We start from the raw sequence: 16,709 nt of genomic DNA, 5'->3' as shown, positions 1-16,709 counted from the left end.
CGATAAAACATTACTCCTGAAGTAACGCCGCCTTCACAGCCTTCCGCGCACCGGAAACACTCCTGCCGGCCCCGCATCAGTCCCCGCCGCGCCACAGCCGTTTGAGGGCAGGGAAGGCCGCCTCGTACCCGGCCAGGAGTTCGACGGCGAGTTCCTCCGAATCGATGAGCGGATGGAGGGCGAAGGCCCGGACGGCGTCGTCCCGCCGCCCGTGCGCCGCCGCGGCGACCGTCAGCCGCTCCACCTCCTTGACTCGCTGCATGAGGGCCAGCTGGGCGCCGGCCGGGCGGTCCTGCGGCAGGGGCACCGCGCCGTCGGGCGTCACCACGCAGGGAACCTCGACGACGGCGTCCGCCGGCAGTCCGGGAACCGCACCGGCGTTGGGAGTGTTGAGAATGAGCTGGGCACCGGTGCCTGGGCTGCTGCCCAAATCCGTGGCGCCGTCGGCGAGCGCGCGCATGACGCCCAAAGCAACGCGCTCGTAGCCGCCGCCGGCGAGGTCGTCCTCGTCCCGCTGTTCGCCGGCGGTGCGCGCCTCGGCCAGGTAGCCTTCCTCGCGCGAACGGCGGGCGGCGTCCCAGAGTTCGTAGGCGCGGGGGCCAGCCGCGGCCAGTGCGGGGTACAGTCCGGACTGCTGTTCGTGGATGGACTCGCCGCGGGTCTGCCGCATGGCCCGGATGGCGCCAACTGCATGCTCGGTTTCGTAGTAGTAGTACAGGTACTCGTTGGGCAGGCAGCCCAGGGACTGGAGGAACGGCTGGGGAAAGAGCCGGCCCTCCTCGAAGCCGGACAACGCCTGAGCATCCGCCAGGAGCCCGGGCAGCAGATCCTTCCCGTCCGATTCGAGCCGGTAAAGCCAGCCCAGGTGGTTCAGCCCGTAGTAGCCCACGCCGTCGAGCCTTCCTTCCGGCAACGGGGCACCGGCCGCGCGGGCCGCCCGCTGGACCAGCGCACCCGCTGAGTCGCAGATGCCGATCACCCTGTTTCCCAGCACGGGCACCAGCGCCTCGGTGACCATGCCGGCCGGGTTGGTGAAATTGACCAGCCACGCCTCCGGGCAGTGCCGCTGCATCTCCCGCGCCAGCTCCAGCATCCCGGGGATGGACCGCAGGGCATAGGAGATTCCGCCGGCGCCGGTGGTTTCCTGGCCCAGCAGGCCAAGGTCGAGGGCCACGCGTTCATCGGCGGTCCGGCCCGGTGTTCCGCCCGGACGGATGGCCGCGAAAACCATGTCCGTGCCCCTGAGCCCTTCGGCGAGGGATGTGGTGGTGCTGACGGCCGGGGCGGGCCCGCCGTCGGAGGGGCGCATCGATGACAGGACGGCGGAGATAGCGGCCAGCCGCAGGGGATCGACGTCGAACAGGACAAGCTCGCGCACCAGCCCAGCGAACTGGCCGGAAGAGAGCGCCCGGTACACCAGCGGGACACGGAACCCGCCGCCGCCGGCAATCATGAGCCGCATACCCGCAGTCTATTCCGGCGGCACGCACCCCGGCCCGTGACGGCCTGCACCCGGGCATGCTCCCGCCCCCGGCGAGCAGCGGCGCGGCACTTTGCAGGGGTGGCGGGAGGGCGTAGTCTGCCGAACATGGACGCGATACCAGGGCGCCGGTTCGACCCGCTCTCCCACGTCCGCACGCCCACGGACGGGGGCTTCGACCTGCTCCTGACCGGGACGGTTTTCCAGGACATCATCTTTACCGGCCTTCCCCACGCCCCGGAGCCGGGCACGGAGATCTGGAGCGAAGGCATGGGAAGCTGCCCGGGAGGGGTGGCCAACCAGGCCATTGCGGCGGCCCGACTGGGACTGCGGACCGGGCTGGCGGCGGCCTTCGGCGATGACGGGTACGGGGACTACAACTGGAAGATCCTCGCTGGCCAGGAGCACGTGGACCTCTCGCTCTCCAAACGGATTCCCGGCTGGCACTCGCCCGTCACGGTTTCCCTCAGCGTGCAGCACGACCGCTCCATGGTGACCCACGGCCATCCCGCCCCGGTCACCTCATCGGAACTGATCGGCGCCCCGCCCACAGCGCTCGCCGCCGTCGCCGACTTGGACGAGGAGCTGGCACCGTGGGCCGTTGCCGCCTTCAGTGCCGGGGTCAAACTCTTTGGCGACGTCGGCTGGGACGCCACCGGACAGTGGTCCTCCACACGGCTGGACAACCTGCAGTACTTCCACGCCTTTATGCCCAACCAGCGCGAAGCCATGGCCTTCACCGGCAGGGACACCCCGTGGGCGGCGCTGTATGCGCTCGCCGACCGGGTTCCCGTGGCGGTGGTGACCCTGGGACCGCAGGGGGCCATGGCCGTGGACTCCGAAACGGGCGAGGAGGAGTGGGTGCCCTCCCTGCCTGTCACCGCCTTCGACCCCACCGGGGCCGGCGACTGCTTCGGGGCGGCGTTCATTGTGGGCAGCCTAGCCCGCTGGCCGCTGGCGGACCGGCTCCGGTTCGCCAACCTGTGCGCCTCCCTTGCGGTCCAGGAAGTGGGCGGATCCCTGGCCGCACCGGGCTGGGGCGATATAGCCGACTGGTGGAAGCGGGCCAACGCACGGCCCGAACGGCAAAGCAGCCAGTGGCTGCGGCGCTTCAGTTTCCTCGAGGAAATCGTGCGCGATGTTCCCCCGCAGGCGATGCGCCGGGCCACCGCCACCATCGCCCATCTCTCCGACGCCTAGTACGCGGCTCCCGGCCGGATTAGCCACCGGCCGCCGCGCCACTAGAATCACTAGGGTGACTTACCCAGCAGCAACCGGCGACTTCCGGCCCCTCCGGGATGCAACGTCTGGCCCCGCCAGTGAACGTCCCGCCAACGAACGTTCCGCCGTGATCGACCTGGAGGCCATCCGGCATAACGTCCGCCACCTGGCGGCCGTTGCTTCACCGGCCAAGGTCATGGCCGTGGTGAAGGCGGATGCCTACGGGCACGGTGCCGTTCCCGTTGCCCGAGCCGCGCTCGAGGGAGGGGCGCGCTGGCTTGGCGTGGCGCATATTTCCGAAGCGCTCGCCTTGCGTGCTGCGGGCATCGACGCGCCGCTGCTGGCCTGGCTGCACACCCCGGAGAGCAACTTCGGCGCCGCCGTCGCTGCCGGAATCGACATCGGCTGCTCCGGCTGGGAGCTGGAAAAAATCGTCCTGGCGGCCCGTGAGCAGGAACGCCCCGCACGCATCCACCTGAAAGTGGACACCGGCCTGGGCCGAAACGGTGCAACTCTGGACGCCTGGGACGGCCTGGTCGGTGAAGCGATGGAATACCAGGACGCGGGCCTCCTCCGCGTCGTCGGCATTTTCTCCCATCTTGCCGTGGCCGACGAACCCAACCGCCCGGAAACAGACCAGCAGCTGCAGGCCTTCCGCGAAGTCCTGGCCATCGCCGAGGACGCCGGCGTGGACCCCGAGGTGCGGCACCTGGCCAACACCCCCGGCACGCTTTCCCGCCCGGACACCCACTTCGACCTGGTCCGCGTGGGCCTTGGCATCTACGGGCTCTCACCCTTCGATGGCCAGACGCCGGCCGAACTGGGGCTCCGCCCTGCCATGACCGTCCGCACCAAGGTGGCGCACTGCAAGGACGTCCCTGACGGGCAGGGCGTTTCCTACGGCCTCAATTACCACACCGCCGGCGCCAGCACCCTGGCGCTGATCCCGCTCGGCTACGCGGACGGCGTGCCGCGCGTTGCCACCGGCGGCCCCGTCCGTGTGGAAGGCCGGAACTACCCGGTGGTGGGCAGGATCGCCATGGACCAGATGGTGATTGACCTCGGACCCCGCGGGGTGGCGTCCGGCGGAGCCAGCGCGCTGGGGGCCGAAGCGGTCCTTTTCGGCGACGGCACCGATGGCGGGCCGACGGCTGACGACTGGGCCCGCGCTGCCGGCACCATCAACTATGAAATTGTCACGCGGATCAGCCCGCGCGTGCCGCGGCGGTACGTCAACGAGGAGTATTCCGACGGCGGCGCCACCAGTAAGGGCCAGGGGGACGCACGATGAGCGAGCCGCTGTGGGAACTGTCCCTCACAGTGCAGAGCGCCGAGGAAACCCATGCCCTCGCGGCGGCCCTCGGCGGAGTACTGGAGGCGGGCGACCTGGTCATCCTCACGGGCGAGCTCGGTGCCGGTAAAACCACGTTCACGCAGGGACTGGGCGAGGGGCTGGGGGTCCGGGCGGGCATCATTTCCCCCACGTTCGTGTTGGTCCGCATCCATCCCAACCTGCCGGACGGGTCCCGGCCGGGCGGCCCCGACCTGGTCCATGTGGATGCCTACCGGCTGGAATCCGCCGCCGAGATCGATGACATCGACCTCGAAAACACCATGGACAGCACCGTGACGGTGGTGGAGTGGGGACGGGGACGCGTGGAACACCTCAGTGAGAGCGTGCTCGACGTCGAACTCCACCGGCCGCTTGGCGGCCCCCTGACCGGTGCCCCCGCACCGGATGCTTCCGATCCCGGCGTTGTGATGGACTTCGACACGGACGACGACGACGAACCCCGCACCATCGTGATCCGCGGCTTCGGTCCGCGCTGGGTCGGGCAGCCCCCGCTGCCTGCCGCCTTGAAAGGGAACTCCTGATGCTCATCCTTGCCATCGACACCTCCGCCGTGGCCAGTGCGGCGCTGGTCTCGGACGATGCGCCGGAGGGAGTGCTGGCGAATTTCTCCACCGAGGACACCCGCAGCCACGCCGAAGTGCTGGCCCCGGGCATCGACGCGATGCTCGCCGACGCCGGGGTCACCGGTGCGGACATCGATGCGATTGTGACCGGCGTGGGCCCTGGCCCCTTCACAGGCCTGCGGTCGGGGATCGCCACCGCCCGCACCCTGTCCTACGTGTGGGGCAAGCCCCTGCACGGTTTAATGAGCCTGGACGCCATGGCACTGGAAGTGGCCGAATCCACCGCCGCAGTGCCGGAATTCCTGGTGGCAACGGATGCCAGGCGCAAAGAGGTGTACTGGGCCCGGTACACGCTGGCTGATGGCCAGCTGCCCCGGCTGGTTGACGGGCCGCACGTGGGGTTCGCCGCGGACCTGCCCGGCCTCCCCGCCTACGGCGCCGGTGCCGGCCTTTACGAAGATGTCCTTCGCGCCGACCCCGACTTCAGTTCCGAGCAGCCCGATGCCCTGTTCCTGGGCCAGTTCGCCCTGGCCCGGCTGGCGGCGGGGGAGCAGCTTTTGGACTCCACCCCGCTGTACCTGCGTGAATCCGATGCCCAGGTGCCCGGACCCCGGAAGCGTGCCCTGTGAGCGCCCCGGCGGGCGGCGGCTCAGGCGGCGGCGCCGGCGGCTTTGTTCCCGGCGGCGCAACTCCAGGCGGCACAACTCCCGACCGCGTGACGCTGCGCAGCATGGACGGGGCGGACATACCTGCCGTGCACACACTCGAATGCCGGTTGTTCCCGGTGGACGCCTGGCCGCTGCAAATGTTCCATGACGAACTGGCGCAGACAGAGACCCGGCATTACCTCGTGGCCGAGATCGGCGGGGAGGTCGTGGGCTATGCCGGGCTGATGTGCATTGAACCGATTGCCGACGTGCAGACCATCGCCGTCGTCCCCGAATGCGAAGGCCGGGGCATCGGTTCCGCACTGTTGACCGAACTCATAGCGGAAAGCCGCCGGCGCCGCGCGGGCGACGTGCTGTTGGAGGTACGTGCGGACAATCCGCGTGCCCAGGAGCTCTACCGCCGGTTCGGCTTCGAGCAGATCCATGTCCGGCCGAGGTATTACCGGGACGGAGTCGATGCCCTGATCATGAGGCTCCAGCTGCAGGATTCCAGCCTTGTGGCAAGGCCGCCCAGCACAGATCCCATGCCGTCAACGGAGGCAGACACCCCATGAACCGTAGCCAGCCCCTTGTCCTGGGCATCGAATCCTCCTGCGACGAGACAGGCGTGGGAATCGTCCGCGGAACGGCACTGCTCAGCAACACGGTGTCCTCCTCCATGGAGGAGCACGTACGCTTTGGCGGGGTCATCCCCGAGATCGCGTCCCGCGCGCACCTGGACGCCTTCGTCCCCACACTGCAGGAGGCGCTGGCGGAGGCGGGCGTGAAGCTCGGCGACGTCGATGCGATCGCTGTCACCTCCGGGCCGGGGCTGGCAGGGGCGCTGATGGTGGGGGTGTGCGCTGCGAAGGCGCTGGCGGTTGCCACCGGCAAACCGCTGTACGCCATCAACCACCTGGTGGCCCACGTCGGCGTTGGCCTGCTGCAGAGGGACGACGGCGGCCAGCACCCGGCCCTGCCGGACAACCAGGGGGCCCTGCCGGACAACCTGGGGGCCCTGCTGGTCTCCGGCGGCCACACCGAAATCCTCCGGATCAGGAACATCACCGATGACGTCGAGCTGCTGGGCTCCACCATCGACGACGCCGCCGGGGAAGCCTATGACAAGGTGGCACGGCTCCTGGGGCTCGGCTACCCGGGCGGCCCGGCCATCGACAAACTCGCCCGGACCGGCAACGCGAAAGCCATCCGGTTCCCGCGCGGACTGACGCAGCCAAAGTACATGGGCACCGCGGACGAACCCGGCCCGCACCGCTACGACTGGTCATTCAGCGGACTGAAGACCGCCGTCGCCCGTTGCGTCGAACAGTTCGAAGCCCGCGGCGAAGAGGTGCCGGTGGCGGACATTGCGGCCGCCTTCCAGGAAGCGGTGGTGGACGTGATCACGTCCAAGGCGGTGCTCGCCTGCAGGGAAAACGGAATCACCGAACTGCTGCTCGGCGGCGGCGTGGCAGCAAACTCGCGGCTTCGCCAGCTGACCGAACAGCGGTGCAGCGCGGCCGGGATCCGGCTCACTGTTCCGCCGCTCGAGCTGTGCACGGACAACGGCGCCATGGTGGCCGCCCTCGGCGCCCAGCTGGTCATGGCCGGCGTTGACGCCAGCGGAATCGGGTTCGCCCCGGATTCGTCCATGCCGGTCACCACGGTTTCGGCGTAGTCCCCGTTTCGGTCCAGGTCAGGCGGTACTGCCTACCAGCAGTGCAGCAGTGCAGCAGTGCCGCAGTGGCGCCGCTGGAAGCTCAGGCGGTGGGGCCGTTCCGCATCTGCCGGACGAGGTCCAGCACCACAGCCTGGAGGTCGCCGCCGTGCTCCGCGGCCACCCGGCGCTGCCGCTGGTATCCGGCCCCGCGGCTGATGATTTTTTCGACGTCGGCAAGCTCGTCCGAGCAGCCCAGTTTCGCGGCCACAGGCTCCAGCCGGTTCAGGGTTTCGAGCAGATTTTCGGTGACCAGCTGCTCGTTGCCCTGCGCATCGAGGATGATGATCGCGTCGAGGCCATACCGGGCCGCCCGCCATTTGTTCTCCTGGACGTGCCAGGGCTGCATGGTGGGAATGGTCCCGCCGTTGTCCAGGGTGGTGGAGAACTCGTCCACCAGGCACTGGGTCAGGGCAGCGATGGCACCGACCTCCTCCAGGGTGGCCAGGCCGTCGCAGATCCGCATCTCGATGGTGCCAAGGTTGGGAACCGGGCGGATGTCCCACCGGATTTCCGAGAGCGTGTCGATCACTCCGGTGGTGAACATGTCCTGGACGTAGGACTCGTACTCTTCCCAGGTGGAGAACTGGAACGGCAGCCCGGCGGTGGGCAGTTGCTGGAACATCAGCGCACGCTGGGACGCGTAGCCGGTGTCCTCGCCGCCCCAGAAGGGACTCGACGCGGACAGCGCCTGGAAGTGCGGGAAATAGTTCACCAGGCCGTCCAGTACCGGCAGCACCTTGTCGCGGCGGTCCAGGCCGACATGCACGTGGACGCCGTAAATCACCATTTGGCGGCCCCACCACTGGGTGCGGTCGATGAGCTTGGCGTAGCGTTCCTTGTCCGTGACCGGCTGCAGCTGGGGCGGGCTGAAAGGATGGCTTCCGGCGCAGAATACCTCCACGCCCATGGAGTCGGTGACTTCCCGGACGGCGGCGAGTGAACTGCTGAGGTCCGCCTTCGCCTGGGCCACGGTTTCGCAGATGCCGGTGACCAGCTCCACGGTGTTCAGCAGGAGTTCCTGCTTAATGTGGGGGTGTTCGTCATTTTCATTGAGCTCAGGGTGATTGGCCGCCACGCCGCGGAGCACCTCGTTGGCCACGGAGGCCAGTTCGCCGGTCTGCGCGTTCACCAGGGCCAGCTCCCATTCCACACCGAGAGTTGATTGCCTGGATGAAGCGAAATCAATCTTCAATGTGGTCCCTTTACTGTTCCGCCGTCCGTTGCCGAAGCCGCCTAGGGGCGGGCAACGGGTGGTTCAAGTCTAGTGCAGGGGTAGCATCGAGTTGATGGCTTGGTTTCAACGACGCAGTGACAGTTTTCACAAGACAGCGGCAACTTTGACGGTGGCTGCGGCCATGCTCGCCTCCGCCGCCTGCACTGCGGTGCCCGCTCCCACGCGTTCCGGAACGCCGTCCGGATCCGGAACTTCCGCCGGAACAGAAGCACCGGCGCCGTCGGCCAGCCCCACCCGCTCCGGCCCCGGCACCACCGGCAGCCCGGCCGCACCCCGGACTCCCACGCCGTCCCCTGGCGAGCGCCAACTGGGCTGGGGCCCGCAGCAGCGTGACGAAGACGCGGCCCGCGCCGCAGTCGCAAAAATGAGCGTGGAACAGAAGGCCGGACAGGTGCTGATGCCGTTCTTCGCCGGAACCGACTTTGCGGCCCAGGCGGCAACGGTCGAACGGCTGCACCTGGGCGGATCAATTGTCATGGGTGACAACGTGCCGAGCTCCGCCGACGGCACCGTGGACACCGCCGCAATGGCCGCCGGCATTGGCCGCCTCCAGAAAGCTGTCAGGGCGGACGGCCGCACGTGGCCGGCAGTGATCGGTGTGGACCAGGAGGGCGGGATGGTCGCCAGGCTGCGCGCCCCGTTGACGGAATGGCCCGCCCCCATGAGCTACGGCGCCGCCGGCGACGACGGTTTGGCCGCCGAAGCCGGCACAGCGCTTGCCTCCGAGCTGGCCGGGCTCGGCTTCACCGCCGACTTTGCGCCGGACATGGATATCACGGCAGGTCCGCAGGATCCCACCATCGGTGCCCGGGCCATGTCCGGCAGCCCGGACGCCGCGGCACGGCTGGGCGTCGGTTTTGCCGAAGGGATGCTGGCCGCCGGGGTCCTGCCCTCCGCCAAGCACTTCCCCGGGCACGGCACGGTAACCGTCGATTCACACGAGAACCTGCCCGTGCAGAAAGCGACCGTGGAGGAACTCAGGGCGAAGGACTGGAAGCCCTTCCAAGCCGCCATCGACGCCGGCCTGCCGATAATCATGACCGGCCACATTTCCGTGCCCGCGCTGGAACCGGGCGTTCCGGCGTCGTTGTCGACAGCGAGCTACGCCACGCTCCGAAGCATGGGCTTCAAAGGCGTGGCCGTGACCGATGCGCTCAACATGGGTGCTGTGCAGAAGCAGTTCCCCGGGGAATCCGCCGCACCGCGGGCGCTGGCAGCGGGAGCGGACCTGCTCCTGATGCCAGGGGACGTGGCAGCCGCGCACGCGGCAGTGGTGAGCGCAGTGAAGGCCGGAACCGTGCCGGCATCGCGCCTGGACGAGGCGGCGCAGCGGGTGGTCACCATGATGATGTGGCGCGCCAGGACCCCCGTTGCGCCCGGCGCGGCACCCGGCAGCGGCACCGCCCTCTCGCAGCGTGTTTCCGCGGCCGCCGTCACCGTCCTGGCCGGACCATGCCGCGGCCCGATAGTGCCCGGCCGCATCCGGCTGGCAGGCGGGAGTGAACTGGACCGGGCACGTTTTGCCAAAGCAGCCCAGGCAGCGGGTATCACCCTTGGCAGCGGACCGCTCGTGACGCTGATCGGCTACGAAGAGCCGGCGGCAAAAGCCGACGTCGTGGTGGCACTTGACGCCCCGTGGCCGCTGGCAGGATCTGCAGCGCCGGCAAAGGTGGCGCTGTACGGGCGCAGCCAGGAAGCCTTCAATGTCCTGGCCGCCGTGCTGGCAGGCAAGGCACCGGCCCCCGGAAAGCTGCCCGTCGGCGTGGGAGCCCACGCACCCGGAACCGGCTGCTGACAGAATGGACCCGTGCCAATTCTGAATAAAGACATGACCCTGTGCATTTCCCTCTCGGCCAGGCCGAGCAACAACGGGACCCGCTTCCACAACCACCTTTATGAGCAGCTGGGCCTGAACTGGATCTACAAGGCCTTCGCGCCGACGGACCTGGCGCAGGCCATCGCCGGGGTCAGGGGCCTGGGCATCCGCGGCTGTGCGGTGTCCATGCCGTACAAGGAGGACGTCATTGCCCTGGTTGACGTTATGGACCCCTCGGCCAAGGCCATCGACTCGGTCAACACGATCGTCAACGACGGCGGCCGGCTCACGGCCTACAACACGGACTACACGGCGATCGAGCAGCTGCTGCAACGGAACGCCGTCCCCACGCACTACTCCGTGCTGCTCAGGGGCTCCGGCGGCATGGCCAAGGCCACCGCAGCCGCCCTCCGCGACGCCGGCTTCACGGACGTCACGATCGTGGCCCGCAACGAGGCATCCGGGCAGGAACTGGCGGATCTCTACGGCTTCAAATGGAGCTCCGAACTGCCCGCTGCGGACGCGGGAGGCCGGGCGGACATGATCATCAATGTCACGCCCGTGGGCATGGCCGGCGGCCCGGACGCCGACTCGCTGTCCTTCCCGCAGGAGGCGGTGGAGGCCGCGCAGGTGGTGTTCGACGTCGTGGCGCTGCCCGCAGAGACTCCGCTCATTAAGGCGGGCCGCGCGGCGGGAAAGACCGTAATCACGGGCGCGGAAGTGGCCACCATCCAGGCGCTGGAGCAGTTCGTGCTGTACACCGGCATCCGGCCCACCGACGAGCAGGTCCGCGCGGCCGAAGAGTTCACCCGGGCGCAGTAGCTGCCGGCCCGGTGGACCCGGCTGCCGGCCCCGGCCGCTGCGGGCAGCAGCCTAAGCCCGAGCCTGCACCGGCTCCACCGAGATGGCCACCCGGTCCTCGCCGATCCTGGTGAGGACCAGGGTGGCTGTCTTTTTGCCCTTCGAGCCCTTCGCTCCGGCGAGCAGCTGCTTGCGGAGCTCCTCCGGCGTGACCGAGGTGCCGCGCTTCTTGATGTCCAGCACGCCGATGTTGTTCTGCTTCACCCAGGCCTTCAGGGACTTGACGTGGAACGGCATGACTTCCAGGACCTTGTAGGCCCGGGCAAACGGTGTGTCCACCAGTTCGGGGGCGCAGATGTAGGCAATGTGTTCGTCCACGAGGTGGCCGCCCAGGCGCGCCGCGACGTCCGCCACGAGCCCGGCACGGATGACGGCGCCGTCGGGCTCGTACAGGTAGCCCTCCACCGGGCCGACGGGTGCCACGGGTCCGGCGTCGAACTCCTCTGCGCTGGTGATTTCCGCCGCGCCCTGCGGTCCGAGCAGCAGCGCCGCCCGCCGGATGCCGGGCCGGCTGACCTCGTTGAACCACAGGGTGACCTCGGTGACGTCGCCGCCCACCGAAACCCACTGGGCCTCGCAGCCGGCGGGAACTGAACCATGGGGGATTCCGGGCCCCATCTTCACGCCCACGGCCCGCCCGGACGCTGCGAGGGACTCCACGAAGGACAGTGGCGGGGAGAATTCCTCCGGATCCCAGATGCGCTTTGTGCCGGAGGTCGACGTGGTGCGGCGGGCCGGATCCAGCCAGACCCCGCCCACGCCGTCGAGTGGGACTGAAGTGGCATCGGAGTGGACCACGCTGGCGTGCGGGAACGGAATCAGGTTCATGGTGGCGCAGGCGGCGGTGGTCTCGTCCATCTCCACTGCGGTGACCTTGATGTCCATGGACGCCAGGGCCATGGCGTCGGCGCCCAGCCCGCAGCCGAGGTCTGCCACATGCTCGATCCCGGCGGTCGCGAACCGCTCCGCGTGCCGGGCCGCGACGTTGAGGCGGGTGGCCTGTTCCAGCCCGGCGGCCGTGAAGATCATCTGCCGGGCGAATTCGCCGAATTTGGCCTCGGCCTTGGTTCGCAGCCTGGACTGAGTCAGCACGGCGGACACCAGCGCGGGGGAGTGGCCGGCCTTCCGGAGCGAGTCGTTCAGCCGGAACGCCTCATCCTCGCGGTACGGGCCGAGGGACGCCAGCAGCTCCCAGCCTTCGCTGGTCAGGAGGGGAGCGATCAGGTCCTGCGGTGCGTCAGCCATGGCATCAAGCCTAATCGAGGAGCCCGACACGCGCGGTGCCGATAGGGTTGAAGGCATGGAAGACAGTGCAGGGCCCCAGCCACCAGCCGATGACCGGAACATTGACCGCCACGAACACACCGGCCTTGCCAAGTACGCCAGGCCCGCGCTGATCGCGGCTGCCGCCATCGCCGTGGTGTGCCTCGCGCTCCTGGTCATCATCTTCTTCCTGGATTCGTTCAACGCCACGGTGTATTCGGTGGGCGGCAAGAACATCCAGGACGCCACCGAGGAAGCACGCCAAATCCGCGAGTCCTACTCGGCGGTCCGCACGGGCGGCCTCGTGTTCCTCATTGCCTCGCTGGCCACCGCACTGGCCGCCGCCGTCGTGCTTTACCGGAACCGCAACGTTAAGGGCGACGGCGACACGGACGACGGCGACGACGTCGACTTCGAGGACCTGGCCGGCCAATAGCTGTTCACCCGAGACGAAATTCTGGCACTCGCCTTGACCGAGTGCTAACCACTTACATAGAGTCGTCATTAGCACTCTCCCTAGGAGGGTGCTAACACACGAAGAGCTGCCAGCCTGGCTGCTGCCGGCACCGCGACGACGGTTTGCCGCCACGGCGCAACAGTTTTTACTGTCCATGAATTTTGACGAAAAGGAGAGGTCCGAGTGTCGGTCTCTATTAAGCCTCTTGAGGATCGTATTGTTGTCCGCCCGCTCGAAGCCGAGCAGACCACGGCTTCCGGCCTGGTCATCCCGGACTCCGCACAGGAGAAGCCGCAGGAAGGCGAAGTTGTTGCAGTAGGCCCCGGCCGCTTTGAGGACGGCAACCGCGTTCCGGTCGACGTAGCCATCGGCGACGTCGTCATCTACTCCAAGTACGGCGGAACTGAAGTGAAGACCGGCGGCGAAGAGTACCTCGTGCTGTCCGCCCGCGACGTTCTGGCGATCGTCGTAAAGTAACTCTTGGACCCCCGCACGCTGTTCCGCCTCAGGCCGGGACAGCGCGCGGGGTTTCTGTCTTGAAAGGACAAAACCATGGCAAAGCAGCTTGCGTTTAACGACGCTGCCCGCCGGTCGCTTGAAGCCGGCATCGACAAGCTCGCCAACACGGTCAAGGTGACGCTCGGCCCGCGCGGCCGCAACGTCGTGCTGGACAAGAAGTGGGGCGCTCCCACCATCACGAACGACGGCGTGACTATCGCCCGTGAAATCGAACTGGACGACCCCTACGAAAACCTTGGCGCACAGCTGGCCAAGGAAGTCGCCACCAAGACCAACGATGTTGCCGGTGACGGCACCACCACCGCCACCGTGCTGGCACAGGCACTGGTCAAGGAAGGCCTGCGCAACGTTGCTGCCGGCGCCGCCCCCGGCCAGATCAAGCGCGGCATCGAGGTTTCGGTCGAGGCCGTTGCAGCTCGCCTGCTCGAGAACGCCCGCCCGGTCGAAGGCACCCAGGTTGCCAACGTTGCTGCCATCTCGGCGCAGAGCGACGAGGTTGGCGAGCTCCTCGCCGAGGCATTCGGCAAGGTCGGCAAGGATGGTGTGATCACCATCGAGGAATCCTCCACCACGCAGACCGAACTGGTCCTCACCGAGGGCATGCAGTTCGACAAGGGCTACCTGTCCCCGTACTTCGTCACGGACGCCGAACGCCAGGAAGCAGTCCTGGAAGACGCCCTGATCCTGATCAACCAGGGCAAGATCTCCTCGGTGCAGGAATTCCTGCCGCTGCTGGAGAAGGCACTGCAGAGCTCCAAGCCGCTGTTCATCATTGCCGAAGACGTCGACGGGGAGGCTCTGTCCACGCTGATCGTCAACCGCATCCGCGGCACCCTGAACGTTGTTGCCGTCAAGGCTCCCGGCTTCGGCGACCGCCGCAAGGCCATGCTGCAGGACATCGCCACCCTCACCGGTGCACAGGTTGTCTCCCCGGAACTGGGCCTCAGCCTGGACTCCGTCGGCCTTGAGGTGCTGGGTACCGCCCGCCGCATCACGGTCACCAAGGACAACACCACCATTGTTGACGGTGCAGGCACCGCCGAGGACGTTGCGGCACGGGTTGCCCAGCTGCGCGCCGAGGTTACCCGCACCGACTCCGACTGGGACAAGGAAAAGCTCCAGGAGCGCCTGGCCAAGCTGGCCGGCGGCATCGGCGTGATCAAGGTCGGCGCAGCCACCGAGGTTGAGCTGAAGGAAAAGAAGCATCGCATCGAAGATGCCGTGTCCTCCACCCGCGCTGCCCTCGAAGAAGGCATCGTGGCCGGTGGCGGTTCCGCACTGATCCACGCGCTGAAGGCACTCGACGAGGACCCGGCCGTCACGGCACTCGAAGGTGACGCGGCTGCTGCCGTTGGCATCGTCCGCCGCGCACTGGTCCAGCCGTTGCGCTGGATCGCCCAGAACGCAGGCTTCGACGGCTATGTCGTCGCGGCCAAGGTTGCCGAGGCCGAAGTCAACCAGGGCTTCAACGCCAAGACCGGCGACTACGAAGACCTCATCGCTGCCGGCGTCATCGACCCCGTCAAGGTGACACGCGCAGCCCTCCGCAACGCCGCTTCCATCGCAGCGCTGGTTCTCACCACCGAGACCCTCGTTGTTGAAAAGCCGGCCGAAGAGGACGAGCACGCAGGCCACAGCCACTAGGCTGTCTGCTGAAATAAATCGCTGAAAAGGCCGGCCCGGCCTCTCCGCCGGGCCGGCTTTTTCGTGCCCCCTGTTGGTCCCGCCCGCGGCCCGCCGCGGCCCGCCGAGGCCCGCCGCGGCCCGCCGCGCCCCGCTGCCGGAGCTTGTGCCCATGGCCGGCCGGGCGTACGGTGACGCTTAACGACGGGCCGCCAAAGACATGGCGCGCGAGGACGTGGCGGTTGGAGAATGGACGCGGACCGGGCCGGCAGGACCCGGGCTGATCCGGGGAGGCACAATGGCATCGTCTGAAGCGGACCTTGACCGGGGCCGTTCCGCGTTCACGGAGCATCGCTGGTCGGAGGCCTTCGAGCAATTCGTCGACGTCGACCGCACGGGGGGCCTGCCGACGGCTGACCTGGAACGTCTTTCCACCGTGGAAAACCTGATAGGCAAGGTAACTGCCAGCGTGGACGCCCTCACCCGTGCGCACGAGGAGTACCTCGTGGTCGGTGATGTTGCCAGCGCCGCACGCTGCGGGGCCTGGCTTGGCATGTATCTCATGAACAACGGCGAAATGGCCCGCAGCCAGGGCTGGTTCGCCCGGACACAAAGGCTTGTGGATGAGCTCGACGAGCCCTGTCCGGCGGAGGGCTTGGTGCTGGTTCCCGTGGCCCTGGGCATGCTGTACCGCGGCAACCCCGCCGGTGCCCTCCGCGTCTTCGGCGAATCCCAGGCCATCGGCGAAAAGTTTCAGGACCGGGACCTCATCTCGCTGTCGCTGCTGGGCACGGGCCAGGCCACCCTCATGTTGGGCGACATCAGCGCGGGCCTCCGGCTCTTTGATGAAGCCATGGTTGCGGTCACCGCCGGGGAACTTTCACCCGTCCCTTCAGGGATCATCTACTGCGCAGTTGTCGGCAACTGCCATCTGGCCTTCGACCTGCGCCGAGCGCTGGAATGGACGGCCGCCCTGGACCACTGGTGCGGGGAACGGCCGGACATGGTTCTCTTTACCGGCCAGTGCCAGGCGCACCGGGCCGAACTGTACCGCCTGCACGGGGCATGGTCCGAGGCCGCCGCTGCAGCGAAGGCTGCCCAGGGCTTGTCCGCCTCCGGGGACTACATGGCCCTTTTTGGCGGGCACTACCAGTTGGGCGAAGTGCAGCGGCTGACCGGTGAACTGGATGCGGCCGATGAATCGTACCGGCTCGCAGGCCGCAGCGGGTACGAGCCGCAGCCCGGGCTGGCCCTGCTGCACCTGGCCCGCGGCGATGCCTTGCAGGCGCAGGCGGTGATTCGAGGGGCAGCCGACGCCACCGACCTCGCCACCCGCCGTCACCTCCTGCCTGCCCTAGCAGAGATCGAACTGGCCGCAGGGGATGGGGCGGCGGCCCGACGGGCCGCTGACGAGCTTGCCTCCGTTGCCCGGGACTGTGGAATGCCGATGGCCCAGGCCGCCTCCTGCCAGGCGGACGGGGCTGTGCTGCTCGCCGAAGATGCGCCCGGCCAGGCACTCCCGGTCCTCCGGCGGGCGTGGACGCTGTGGCGCGAACTGGGCGTTCCGTATGAGGCCGCGCGCTGTCGCGCCCTTTTGGGGCTGGCCTGCCGCGCAATGGGCGACGGCGTGTCGGCGGCCATGGACTTCGAAGCCGCGTATGCCGAATTCGTTGAGCTGGGAGCAGGCCCGGCTGCTGCATGGGCGGCGTCCCTCCAGCGGCCGGCGGGAAAGGCCGATGCAGGACCGCTGACACCGAGAGAACTGCAAGTGCTCCGGCTGGTTGCTGCCGGAAAAGCCAACCGCGTCATCGCCGGCGACCTCTACCTGAGTGAGAAGACCGTGGCCCGCCATATCAGCAACATCTACCTCAAGCTCGGGCTGCAATCGAGGGCCGCGGCCACCCGGTACGCCTACGAGCACGGCCTCGCCGGCTGATCTCCGGACTGCATA

Annotated in this window: 15 protein-coding genes; 12 read left to right on the top strand and 3 right to left on the bottom strand. The window is 68.2% G+C overall.

Features of this window, described 5'->3' with window-relative positions; translation table 11 throughout:
• Nucleotides 1–76: 76 nt before the first annotated feature.
• On the bottom strand, nucleotides 77–1,462 hold the full coding sequence (locus J7I92_RS03675) for a 6-phospho-beta-glucosidase (RefSeq protein ID WP_214837477.1): 1,386 nt from the start codon (nucleotides 1,460–1,462) through the stop codon (nucleotides 77–79).
• A 126-nt stretch (nucleotides 1,463–1,588) separates the two neighbouring features.
• Here J7I92_RS03675 and J7I92_RS03670 point away from each other — a divergent pair, with 126 nt between their 5' ends.
• The 6 genes from J7I92_RS03670 (at nucleotide 1,589) to tsaD (ending at nucleotide 6,943) form a co-directional block, all read left to right on the top strand.
• Nucleotides 1,589–2,680 carry a PfkB family carbohydrate kinase gene (locus J7I92_RS03670; protein ID WP_214837474.1) on the top strand — a complete coding sequence of 364 codons (1,092 nt, stop codon included), beginning with the start codon at nucleotides 1,589–1,591 and terminating at the stop codon, nucleotides 2,678–2,680.
• Nucleotides 2,681–2,735: 55 nt separating this feature from the next.
• Nucleotides 2,736–3,992, top strand: coding sequence for an alanine racemase (alr, locus tag J7I92_RS03665; RefSeq protein ID WP_214837471.1), 1,257 nt, complete (start codon nucleotides 2,736–2,738; stop codon nucleotides 3,990–3,992).
• Nucleotides 3,989–4,576, top strand: a complete 588-nt coding sequence (gene tsaE / locus J7I92_RS03660; RefSeq protein ID WP_214837467.1) for a tRNA (adenosine(37)-N6)-threonylcarbamoyltransferase complex ATPase subunit type 1 TsaE — start codon at nucleotides 3,989–3,991, stop codon at nucleotides 4,574–4,576. The genes alr and tsaE overlap by 4 nt, the downstream gene beginning before the upstream one ends.
• Complete coding sequence (gene tsaB / locus J7I92_RS03655) at nucleotides 4,576–5,247, top strand: tRNA (adenosine(37)-N6)-threonylcarbamoyltransferase complex dimerization subunit type 1 TsaB (protein WP_214837464.1); 672 nt, start codon at nucleotides 4,576–4,578, stop codon at nucleotides 5,245–5,247. The genes tsaE and tsaB overlap by 1 nt, the downstream gene beginning before the upstream one ends.
• A gap of 101 nt (nucleotides 5,248–5,348) precedes the next feature.
• Nucleotides 5,349–5,840, top strand: a complete 492-nt coding sequence (gene rimI, locus J7I92_RS03650) for a ribosomal protein S18-alanine N-acetyltransferase (RefSeq protein ID WP_214838166.1) — start codon at nucleotides 5,349–5,351, stop codon at nucleotides 5,838–5,840.
• A complete protein-coding gene (gene tsaD, locus J7I92_RS03645; RefSeq protein ID WP_214837461.1) occupies nucleotides 5,837–6,943 on the top strand; it encodes a tRNA (adenosine(37)-N6)-threonylcarbamoyltransferase complex transferase subunit TsaD in 1,107 nt (368 codons plus the stop codon). Before rimI ends, tsaD begins: the two co-directional genes overlap by 4 nt.
• A gap of 82 nt (nucleotides 6,944–7,025) precedes the next feature.
• Here tsaD and J7I92_RS03640 read toward each other — a convergent pair whose 3' ends face one another.
• Nucleotides 7,026–8,177: a glutamate--cysteine ligase gene (locus tag J7I92_RS03640; RefSeq protein ID WP_214837459.1), complete on the bottom strand. Its 1,152-nt coding sequence runs from the start codon at nucleotides 8,175–8,177 to the stop codon at nucleotides 7,026–7,028.
• 94 nt (nucleotides 8,178–8,271) lie between these two features.
• Here J7I92_RS03640 and J7I92_RS03635 point away from each other — a divergent pair, with 94 nt between their 5' ends.
• Complete coding sequence (locus J7I92_RS03635; protein WP_311380079.1) at nucleotides 8,272–10,014, top strand: glycoside hydrolase family 3 N-terminal domain-containing protein; 1,743 nt, start codon at nucleotides 8,272–8,274, stop codon at nucleotides 10,012–10,014.
• Between the two features lie 12 nt (nucleotides 10,015–10,026).
• Nucleotides 10,027–10,857, top strand: a complete 831-nt coding sequence (locus J7I92_RS03630) for a shikimate 5-dehydrogenase (protein ID WP_311380077.1) — start codon at nucleotides 10,027–10,029, stop codon at nucleotides 10,855–10,857.
• A gap of 51 nt (nucleotides 10,858–10,908) precedes the next feature.
• Here J7I92_RS03630 and J7I92_RS03625 read toward each other — a convergent pair whose 3' ends face one another.
• Nucleotides 10,909–12,141: a class I SAM-dependent methyltransferase gene (locus J7I92_RS03625; protein ID WP_214837456.1), complete on the bottom strand. Its 1,233-nt coding sequence runs from the start codon at nucleotides 12,139–12,141 to the stop codon at nucleotides 10,909–10,911.
• 55 nt (nucleotides 12,142–12,196) lie between these two features.
• On the opposite strand from J7I92_RS03625, the gene J7I92_RS03620 reads away from it, so the two are divergent.
• The 4 genes from J7I92_RS03620 (at nucleotide 12,197) to J7I92_RS03605 (ending at nucleotide 16,694) form a co-directional block, all read left to right on the top strand.
• On the top strand, nucleotides 12,197–12,595 hold the full coding sequence (locus tag J7I92_RS03620; protein WP_214837454.1) for a hypothetical protein: 399 nt from the start codon (nucleotides 12,197–12,199) through the stop codon (nucleotides 12,593–12,595).
• 204 nt (nucleotides 12,596–12,799) lie between these two features.
• Complete coding sequence (groES, locus tag J7I92_RS03615; RefSeq protein WP_214837451.1) at nucleotides 12,800–13,093, top strand: co-chaperone GroES; 294 nt, start codon at nucleotides 12,800–12,802, stop codon at nucleotides 13,091–13,093.
• A 75-nt stretch (nucleotides 13,094–13,168) separates the two neighbouring features.
• Nucleotides 13,169–14,779: a chaperonin GroEL gene (gene groL / locus J7I92_RS03610; protein ID WP_214837448.1), complete on the top strand. Its 1,611-nt coding sequence runs from the start codon at nucleotides 13,169–13,171 to the stop codon at nucleotides 14,777–14,779.
• Between the two features lie 277 nt (nucleotides 14,780–15,056).
• Nucleotides 15,057–16,694 (top strand): helix-turn-helix transcriptional regulator, encoded by a 1,638-nt coding sequence (locus J7I92_RS03605; protein ID WP_214837445.1) that lies wholly within the window; start codon nucleotides 15,057–15,059, stop codon nucleotides 16,692–16,694.
• The last annotated feature ends 15 nt before the right edge of the window (nucleotides 16,695–16,709 follow it).

Origin of the sequence: Arthrobacter sp. ISL-72, assembly GCF_018613755.1 — a bacterium.
Taxonomy (GTDB): Bacteria; Actinomycetota; Actinomycetes; order Actinomycetales; family Micrococcaceae; genus Arthrobacter.
The sequence above is the reverse complement of the archived record's forward strand: the minus strand, read 5'-3'. Positions and strand labels throughout refer to the sequence as shown.

Excerpts from the sequence above, each read along its gene's own strand:
- tsaD (WP_214837461.1), top strand. The coding sequence starts at position 5,837 with ATGAACCGTAGCCAGCCCCTTGTCCTGGGCATCGAATCCTCCTGCGAC.
- J7I92_RS03620 (WP_214837454.1), top strand. The coding sequence starts at position 12,197 with ATGGAAGACAGTGCAGGGCCCCAGCCACCAGCCGATGACCGGAACATT.
- J7I92_RS03675 (WP_214837477.1), bottom strand. The coding sequence starts at position 1,462 with ATGCGGCTCATGATTGCCGGCGGCGGCGGGTTCCGTGTCCCGCTGGTG.
- rimI (WP_214838166.1), top strand. The coding sequence starts at position 5,349 with ATGGACGGGGCGGACATACCTGCCGTGCACACACTCGAATGCCGGTTG.
- J7I92_RS03605 (WP_214837445.1), top strand. The coding sequence starts at position 15,057 with ATGGCATCGTCTGAAGCGGACCTTGACCGGGGCCGTTCCGCGTTCACG.
- J7I92_RS03670 (WP_214837474.1), top strand. The coding sequence starts at position 1,589 with ATGGACGCGATACCAGGGCGCCGGTTCGACCCGCTCTCCCACGTCCGC.
- tsaE (WP_214837467.1), top strand. The coding sequence starts at position 3,989 with ATGAGCGAGCCGCTGTGGGAACTGTCCCTCACAGTGCAGAGCGCCGAG.
- J7I92_RS03625 (WP_214837456.1), bottom strand. The coding sequence starts at position 12,141 with ATGGCTGACGCACCGCAGGACCTGATCGCTCCCCTCCTGACCAGCGAA.
- J7I92_RS03635 (WP_311380079.1), top strand. The coding sequence starts at position 8,272 with ATGGCTTGGTTTCAACGACGCAGTGACAGTTTTCACAAGACAGCGGCA.
- tsaB (WP_214837464.1), top strand. The coding sequence starts at position 4,576 with ATGCTCATCCTTGCCATCGACACCTCCGCCGTGGCCAGTGCGGCGCTG.
- groL (WP_214837448.1), top strand. The coding sequence starts at position 13,169 with ATGGCAAAGCAGCTTGCGTTTAACGACGCTGCCCGCCGGTCGCTTGAA.